The sequence below is a fragment of the uncultured Gimesia sp. genome (assembly GCF_937919775.1).
Lineage (GTDB): Bacteria > Planctomycetota > Planctomycetia > Planctomycetales > Planctomycetaceae > Gimesia.
The window spans coordinates 1-9,070 of the sequence record NZ_CALFPF010000456.1; the positions used below are offsets into that span (position 1 = coordinate 1).

General features: G+C 50.8%; 4 protein-coding genes and 2 pseudogenes. 5 read left to right on the forward strand and 1 reads right to left on the reverse strand.

Features of this window, described 5'->3' with window-relative positions:
- The 5 genes and pseudogenes from Q0294_RS12975 to Q0294_RS12995 form a co-directional block, all read left to right on the forward strand.
- Window positions 1-395 (forward strand): annotated as a pseudogene (locus Q0294_RS12975) (hypothetical protein); the annotation flags it as partial.
- Between the two features lie 105 nt (window positions 396-500).
- The gene (locus Q0294_RS12980; RefSeq protein ID WP_299465920.1) at window positions 501-2,660 is read left to right on the forward strand and encodes a PQQ-binding-like beta-propeller repeat protein; all 2,160 of its coding nucleotides are present in this window, start codon (window positions 501-503) and stop codon (window positions 2,658-2,660) included.
- Window positions 2,661-2,753: 93 nt separating this feature from the next.
- Window positions 2,754-3,350: a peroxiredoxin gene (locus tag Q0294_RS12985; protein ID WP_299465923.1), complete on the forward strand. Its 597-nt coding sequence runs from the start codon at window positions 2,754-2,756 to the stop codon at window positions 3,348-3,350.
- 166 nt (window positions 3,351-3,516) lie between these two features.
- The gene (locus Q0294_RS12990) at window positions 3,517-4,173 is read left to right on the forward strand and encodes a hypothetical protein (RefSeq protein ID WP_299465927.1); all 657 of its coding nucleotides are present in this window, start codon (window positions 3,517-3,519) and stop codon (window positions 4,171-4,173) included.
- A 174-nt stretch (window positions 4,174-4,347) separates the two neighbouring features.
- Complete coding sequence (locus Q0294_RS12995) at window positions 4,348-8,841, forward strand: PQQ-binding-like beta-propeller repeat protein (RefSeq protein ID WP_299465930.1); 4,494 nt, start codon at window positions 4,348-4,350, stop codon at window positions 8,839-8,841.
- A gap of 37 nt (window positions 8,842-8,878) precedes the next feature.
- Here the strand turns inward: Q0294_RS12995 and Q0294_RS13000 are convergent.
- Window positions 8,879-9,070: pseudogene (locus Q0294_RS13000) on the reverse strand (ATPase); the annotation flags it as partial.

Below are 9,070 nucleotides of genomic sequence, written 5' to 3' on the forward strand. Positions count from 1 at the left end.
CCGATCAGACGGTGCTTGTGAAATCCGACGATCCTGTGGCTCATAACACGCATACTTTTCCGATCAAGAATCAGGCCGTGAATTTTATTCTGGCTCCCAATGATCGTGAAGGAAAAGAAGTGGCGAATGTGATTCCCGAAATTCTGCCGATGCAGGTGAAATGTGACATTCATCCCTGGATGACCGCTTACTGGTTTGTGGCCGATCATCCTTATGCTGTCGTGTCTGACAAGGATGGAAAATTTACGATTGAAAATCTTCCCGAAGGTAAAAACGATTTCCGGATCTGGCATGAAAAAGTCGGTTATGTCGAACGGAAATTCACTGTTGACATTAAGCCGGGAGAAACATTGGACCTGGGTGAAATCAAAATCAGCCCTGCCAAGTTCAAATAACAGATCTCTATTGCTTTCGAGATTTACAGACAAGGGCACGTCCGGTTGGGCGTGTCCTTTTTAATGCCATTTAACTGTTGCTGAAGATGGTGAGGTTGTCGAACCATGCAAATGCCTCGCGGTTTCATCGCTCTGATTGTGCTGGGAACGATTTGTGTCTCGGCGAAGATCAGTCTGGCTCAACCGGAGCAGCAGGGCATTCCACCGAAATTTCGCGAATCCGTTTCTCTTGACGTGAATAACGCGGTTCTCAAAAAGATGGGTTCCGTTCGCGATTATCTGGCAGAGAAACAGTGGGCAGACGCAGTCGATATCTTAGTTCAGATTTCCGATGAATATGGCGACACGCTTTATCCGGAATCGACGGGCCGTTATCTGCGGGTGTCTGAATACTGCCAGAATCTGCTGGCTGGTTTCCCCCGAGAAGCGATCGCCATTTATCGTGAAAAAACAGATCCGCGCGCCAAACGCTGGTTTGAGCAGGCGCTGGCAGAATCGTCAGAGCAGCCGCTGTTGAATATTGTCGAACAGGCCTTGATGAGTAGTTATGGAGATGACGCCTTGTATCGACTGGGGGAAATGGCCTGGGAGCAGGGCGCCCTTTCGCAAGCCCGATCCTGTTGGAGCAAGCTGATCCCTGTGGTAGACGCGGAGCAGCAGAACCGGGATCCGGGCGTATTTCTTTATCCCGATACCGATTTGCCAGTCTCCGACATCCTGGCCCGATTGATTCTGGTCAGTTTTTTTGAAGGGGATTTCCAACGGGCTCAATTTGAGTTGGGAGTGTTCCGGAAACGTTATCCACAGGCCTCTGGCACGCTGGCGGGAAAAGAGGGGAATCTGGTTGCGTTGTTATCCTCGATTATCGCAGACCATACAATGGTTTCTCTGCCCGAGACACGCTCCGAAATGCATACATTTGCCGGCCATCAGACGCGTAATTATCGGGCGGAAAAGAAAATCGATGTCGGCGCCGTCGCGTGGTCTTTTCGGATTCCAATGGTCTGGGACCCGGAATTCAGCAGCAAGCCGGCGTTTGGTCAGCCGGTACCACCGGGCATCTTTCCGGTGGTGCATCGCGAACATGTTTTTTTCAATGATGCCGAACGGATTTATGCATTGAACTGGAAGAGCGGTCTGCCAGCCTGGTCTGCCGATCAAGAGGCCAGCCCGATTATTTACCCGTCTGTTCTGGAAGGGGGGATTCGACTTCCGTTTCGTCCGGTCGTCGGAGTTTCGCGGTTCACCATGACGATTGCGGATGGCCGCCTTTATGCGCGGATGGGAAGCCCGGTCACCTCTGTCGCCAAAGATGAACGGCTGGGGTTGTTTTCGGATCTGGTTTGTCTCGATCTGGATCAGGGGCAAGGCAAACTGCTTTGGAAAATTTCTTCTTCCCAGTTGCGAGAACAGAATTTTGTCTGGTCTTTTGAAGGTGCTCCTGTCGTTTCAGGAAACAGACTGTTTGTGGCTTTGCATCGTGGATTTCCTGAAGTACAAACGAATGTGGCCTGTTTCTCGACAGAAACGGGAGAGTTGCTCTGGAATCAAAAAGTCTGTCTGGCGTTAAGGAATATCGAAGAGGGGATTAACTATATCAGTCATCTGCTGCTGACATTGGCGGAAGGGCAGTTGTATCTTTCGACCGATATGGGAGCAATTGCTTCGCTGGATTCGCGTGACGGCAAGATAAACTGGGTTGTCACCTATCCTTCGCAGGATGAAGTCAGCAAGCTGGTATTAAGCGATCATATGAAAACCGGTCTGGTGCCCTGTGTTTACGACCGTGGTATTCTGTTCGCCGCGCCGCAGGACTCGGATCTGTTGATGGCCTTTGATGCGGATTCGGGTCTGTTGCTCTGGCAGCGGGAATTCCCAGACCGGATACGGGATTTACTGGGCGTGAATCAGTCGACGCTGTTTGTGAGTGGCGACCGGTTGTTTGGCCTGGATCGCGCGACGGGAGCCGTCAAATGGAAGGTGGGCTATCAGGATCCAGAAGGCTTCGGCTATGGCCGGGGTGTTCTGGCGGGAAAATTTGTGTATTGGCCTTTGCGGGAAGAAATTCTGGTGGTCGATGTTGAGCAGGGATTGCTGAAGCAAAAAATTGCATTACGCGCGTTGCATGGGGAAACAGGAGGGAATCTGATCATTGCCGGTGAGCGATTACTCATTGCCCGGCCGCGCAATTTAACCGCTTTCGGTAATGAGGGCAGAGTGCCCTCTGATGAGGCAAAAAAAATCTCTGCGTTGTTAACGAAGTAAATGTTGACATGTGTTTGTTAAAATAGTCAGGAAACTGGCCGGTTGTCAGTTTACAAAAAATCAATCTGTAACTTTAAAACAAGGTGTAATGACATGAAGGTTTCGTATCGTCTATTTTCAATGTTGAGTCTCGTTTGTCTGTGCGGGCTGTCAGCCAGCGCCTACGGTCAGGTTTCCGATCCTCCCGGCAAAGTGGAAGTCGGTGATTCCGCGCCCGCTTTTACTGCCAAAGATGATCAGGGGAAAGGCTGGAAGTCGACCGACCATGTTGGCAAAAAAGTGCTGGTGATTTATTTCTACCCCGCAGATATGACCGGTGGCTGTACGAAGCAGGCATGTGGTTTTCGGGATGACATGAAAAAACTGCAAGGCAAGAATGTAGAAGTGATTGGGGTGAGTGGTGATTCCCCCCGTAGTCATCAGCTGTTTAAAAAAGAGTACGATCTGAATTTTACACTATTGGCTGATGAAGATGGCGGTGTCGCCAACAAATTTGGTGTGCCTTTGAAAGCTGGCGGATCCATCAAGCGTACGATTGATGGTAAAGAAGAAACATTGACGCGCGGCGTGACGGCTGCGCGCTGGACCTTTGTGATTGATAAAAACGGGAAGGTCGTTTTGAAAAATACCCAGGTTAAAGCCGCTGACGACAGCAAAGCGATTCTGGAGCTGGTCAATAACTTAAAATAGTGATGTTGGTTTTTCCGGTTTGTTTTTGAGCAGCAAACCGGAAAATGACAGGTGCCTCACCTGCAAAATTGGTTATTCGTACTCGACAGTGAAGATACTGGCGGCATACAATTGATTTTGCGGGTGAGGTTTCTGTTTGAAGATTTATCAAATCGGAGAAAAGAGTATGCGTTGTGTCCGTTTGAACAAAATCCTGGCAGCGTTCGTCGTTTGCCCTCTGCTGGCGGCGATGTTCCTCGCGGGATGTGGGCAGACAGAGGATGCCGCGAATTCCGATCCTGCCAAACCGGGGAGTGAAGCGGGGGATAATACGCCGGATTCAAGTGTAACACAGGAAGTGGTTTTTCAGTCGGGTATGGAGATTGGCGGCGTGCCGATGCCGTTTGACGTTGAAGATGTGACCGGCCCGAATCGGGGCAAGCATCTTTGTTATCGCTGTCTCTACGGTGGACGACCCGTGGTTGGTATTTTCGTACGTGAACTCGATGAAAATACGAAAACATTGATAAAGAAAATCGATCAGGAAGTTACCGCACATCAGGATGAAAAGCTGGCTGCCTTCGTTGTTGTTTTGACGGATGATCCCCAGTCCGTCAAATCAGAGCTGGAAAAAGTTGCCGTCGAAAACGAAATCAAAAATGTTCCATTAACGGTTTTTGCAGGAGCTGCGGGGCCTGAAGGATATCTGGTTGCCAGAGAGGCGGCAGTGAATGTAATGCTGTGGGAGGGTGCGGTCAAAGCGAACCGTGCTTACCGGAAAGGTCAATTGAATGTCGAGGGAATTCAGGAAGTCATCGCCGATACCAGACTGATTGTTAACTGAGCCTCGCCACTTCCGGCAGGACAAGGGGTTTCAATGCACGCTTGAGGCCCGTTTTTTATGAAATTTCTTTTACGGGAAGTTGAAGCTCTTTATTTGCTTATGGTCTCTCCATCTCACCAAGACAGATATTCCGTACATCGCCAGCACCGTTTTTACATTCTGGTGCTGATTCTGATGTCATTCATGCTCTCTGCCGTTCCCTGCATTGCGCAACCCTTCCGCAATGCCGATCCGGCGCTGGCAGATCAGCATGATCTCTTTCCGACCAGCCGCCTGTATACCAATACATTTAAAGATGCATTGAGGTTGATCGGGGAGAAAAAGTATTCGGCAGGGATACCGGAACTGCAGGCGGTGCTGGATGCACCCGAGGATTATGTCTCTACCGAAAAAGGAGCAGACTTTCTCAGCCTTAAAAAGATTGCCCGGCAGATGATCGCTGATCTGCCGGAAGAAGGAAAACGATTTTATGCGCTGCAGTACGGTTCCACGGCGGAACAGCTTTTCAATCGGTCGGTGGAGCAGGACGACATCGATCTGTTGCAGGAAGTGGTGCGTCGCTTTTTCTTTACCAAAGCAGGTGCCGAAGCCGCTTATACCCTGGGGGCCTATTACTTCGAACGGGGAGACTTCTGGGCGGCTACACAGCAGTGGGAAGCCCTCAGCGATCAACATGATCTGGCGAAGACGAAGGAACTCTTCCTGACGTTCAAACTGGCGGTTGCCTGGTATCACATTGGGAATCAGGGGAAATGTCGTCAGACGTTGCTGAAACTGGTGCGTTTAACAGATGGAAAGACGCTTGAATTTCCGAATGGTACTAAAGTGACGCTGTTTGTCGCATCGGAAAACCCGGTGGAATGGTTGTCCCGTCTGCTGGGGATTCTGGACCTGAGCGCAGCGCAGGAACAAAAGAACTGGACCATGTATCGAGGCGACCCTTCGCGCTCGGCGTCGGCTGCATTTGCGGTTCCCTCCGCGAAACCGGTCTGGCGTTTTTCGACCATTCAGGATCCCGCTCTCACTGACCAGGAACAAGGGCCTCATTTAGAGGAAATGCTTCAGAAGCTGGGCAAACACCGCCGCGAGCATGTCGAGGGTGTTCTGCCCGCCGCCAGTCCGTTGGTGATTAATGACAAGGTCATCTTCAGAACACACCGCAATCTGAAAGCGGTTTCCTTATCAACGGGAGATCTGAGCTGGGAAAGCACGGTTACCGATGCACTCTACCAGAGAATGTTATCAGATCCGGATAATGAGGACGAAGAATTTTTGGGGATGCCTCGGACGCCATTGGAAAAATATCTGTCACAGCGCGCCTGGCAGGATTACACCGTCGGTCATTTGAGTTCGGATGGTAAACTGGTTTTTTGTGTGGAAAATGTGGGATTCATCGCGGGCTTTTATCATTTCAGCCAGCTCGATTCAGAAAATATTCTGGTGCCGAAGTCGTTTAACCGTCTGATGGCTTTTGAAGCAGATTCGGGAAAATTTGTCTGGGAGCTGGGTGGTCCGCGGCTGCAAAATCCGATTCACTATTCCGGTCATTATTTTCTGGGGCCTCCTTTGCCACTCGACGGGAAATTGTATTGTCTGGCAGAAGAGGGGCGGGAATTTCGCTTGCTGGTGCTGGATCCGCGAACGGGTAAAACGCTCTGGACGCAATCTTTGTTTCGCAGTGAGAACCCGATTGCCCGTGACTACACCACAGACCGGCGAGATATGGACCATGTTCGCCGCAGGCTGGGGCTGAGTCCCTCTGCTGCACATGGTGTGATCGTCTGTCAGACCGGCGCCGGTTGCACGATCGGCATTGATGCCGTGACGCGCCGACTGCTCTGGAGAAAGCTGGATCTCGGCGGCGAGGAAGTTGTGGCGTATGGACCTTATTCACAGGATACCAATCAGAATTCGGAAGGCTGGGCCGAGTTTGCACCGGTGATTGTGGGGGATCGTGTGCTGATTCACTCCCGCAAGCTGCAAAATATTCAATGTCTGAACCTGTTTGACGGTAGATTATTATGGTCGCGACCCCGCCGGGGCAATCTGTTTATCGCGACGATTCATGAAGGAAAAATCTTATTGGTCGGCAGTGATCAGATCGATGCGATTAAAATGAGCGACGGGTCCTCTGCCTGGCCGAAATCACATCCGATTCCTGCGCCCAGCGGTCGCGGGATCGTGGTGAAAAATACGTACTTCCAGCCGGTGGAAACGGGAGAGATTCTGAGCGTTCGTCTTGATGACGGTCTGATTCTGGCACGGACGCGAATTGAATCGGGCTCGTTGATCGGCAATCTCGCTGCGGCTCAGGGAATGCTGGTTTCTCAAAATGAGACAGAGGTAGTGGGCTTTAAATCGGTGGATAGTATCTGGCAGCAAATCCGCCTCGCCAGTCAATCCACGAAGCCCGATGATCTGGCTTTGGCGCAGCTGCTGCGTGGTGAGCTCAATCTGTTTGCCGGCGATGTCAGTCAGGCGATGCAGAAGATTGATCAGTCGATTCAAATCAAACCCACGTTGCGCGCGAAGCGGCTGTATGCAGACATGTTACTCGAAAGCCTGGACCATGATTTTGACCAGAATCAAAACCAGATTTCCAAAATGGAGAATCTGCTGGTCGACGACGATCAACGCAAACGTTTTTTCCAGATTCTCGCTTTCAATTATCAGCAGCAGGGCAATCTGGACGCGGCACTGCGATATTATCTCAGACTGTCGGAACTCAAAAATATTTTCAGCTCTGAAAAGGTCAAAGGGGGTTCCTTTGTACGCATGGATCGCTGGATTCGTTCCAAGTTGGAATCAATGGTGGCGAGTGCTTCAGAGAGTGAACGCGATCAGATCAGAACGTTCTTTACCCGTTATTACACAGAGCAACTTGTGAATGCGGAACAGGAAGTACTGGAACGTTTCCTGCAATGTTGCGGAAATCTGCCGGAGACACAGCAGGTCCGGGTGGCGCTGATCGGACGATTAGAGCAGGCAATTCACGCCGGTTCTGAAAAAGAACAGTCCCCGTTGCGCCGTCAATTAGTGCAGCATCTGGAATTTCTCCGTAGTTCAAAACAGCCTGTGATGGCCGCGTTTGCCACCGCGAAACTGACGCAACTTTATCTGAGGTCGAATCGTTATCCAAAGGCTGTCGAGTTGATCGAACAACTGGTCACGCGCTGGCCGGATGTCATCTGCATGGACGGTAAAACCTCGTTACAGTTAGCGCAGCACTGGCGGTCAGAACCGGAGTTCCGGAAGTGGCAGGGTGCGGGGGCAGACTGGCCTGATTATCCCGCTCAGGTTTATCGCGGCGAACAGTCCAGGGGACAGAATATTTCTTTGCCTGTGGAGATTATCGGTCTCTCAAATTCCCTGTTCGAGAATTATCGACTTGAGATCGGTCCGACCAGAGAGTTTCTTTTCGCATTTGACGGTCAGGGAAAACAGCAGTGGGCCTTCTTTCTGGAGCAGGCGGGGATCGAAGTTCCCCGTCAGGCTTATTTCTCAGCAAGAGTGTATCGGCACTATCTGGTCGTCAACTTCGGATCGGAATTCTTCGTACTGGATACGTTGAACCGGGATGCAGACAATCGGCCGACTTTTTTGTGGCAGCAGAGGCTCATTCCGGGGGCACCCAGTCTTCTCGATTATATTACCATTGATCGAAGCGGGGTTGCGCCTGTATTGCGCGAGTATCTCGCACGTAACGCTGACCGAGAATTGCTGGGCCGGATCGGTACCATCAATGAAGAGTTTCTCTGTTATCAGGTGGCCGACGAATTGATCGCAGCCGAATTGTTAACCGGGAAAGTTTTATGGAAACACCAGGGAATCGTGACCAGCAGCATCCATTTTGGCGATGCCGAACATGTGATTGTGAGGACGGCTGAAGATCGTTTTGCACCCCGTTACGTTGTGTTAAGTGGCCAGAGCGGTGAAGTTCTCAGGTCGTTTAAACTGGACGAGGGAGAATCACAGGTCTTTGCTTTTGAACGCTATGTGCTGACATTCACACCAGGTGCCGATAATGCGAGCCGCCTGCGTTTAAAGGATTTGTCGACCGACAGTGAAATCTGGAGCCGTACATTAAGTGAATCCACGATTTACAGTCTGGGACAAGATTACGAAATCGCAATGATCACTCCGGAAGGCCTGATTTCCATTCTGGATTTGCGGACCGGCGAAATCAAATATGAAGTGAAAGGGAATCCGGTAGCCAATATCATTAATTTGCTGTTGCTGAAAAACTCGCGGCAATATCTGGTTTTTGTGAATGTGAAATACATTGTGAAAAACGGGGTCAATTATATCACCTTAGCCTCTTCGTATCCCATTAACGGAGTGATCTATTCCGTGGACCGGAAGACGGGTGATTTGATGTGGTCGCTGCCTGTGGAGGCAGAGGGTTTTGATCTTTCGCAATCTCTCGACCTGCCGGTGTTGACGTTTGGAATTCGCAAGTACAAAGGAATGCCTTCCAGCCAGGGAGCAGAAGTCGATTTGCAGGTGGTCGATTTACGGAATGGCGGGGTCGTATTGAAGGAAACGATGCTCAGTAATCGGGATCGGATCTGGGTAGTGCCCGATGTGGACCAGAAGAATATTCTGATAGAGCCCTTCGAGATCCGGCTCAGTTTCGAAGAACCGCCGGTCGCTGCGAAAAAACCGTAGCGGCTCCTGAAGACACAACGATCAACCCGAATTCGGACTAATAGCTGTCCTGGTCGTCGTCATCGTCTTCGTAGTCCAGATCCTCATCATCGTCTTCGTCCCGATCGGGATGCAACGGGTTATCCGGCGAGAAAAAGAAGTCTCCCAATCCCATCGGCATCATGTTCCCGCCCAGGCTTTGTTTTCGTTTTTCCGACAGCGTCTCAAGGTCGAGTGCATCATCGCCCAG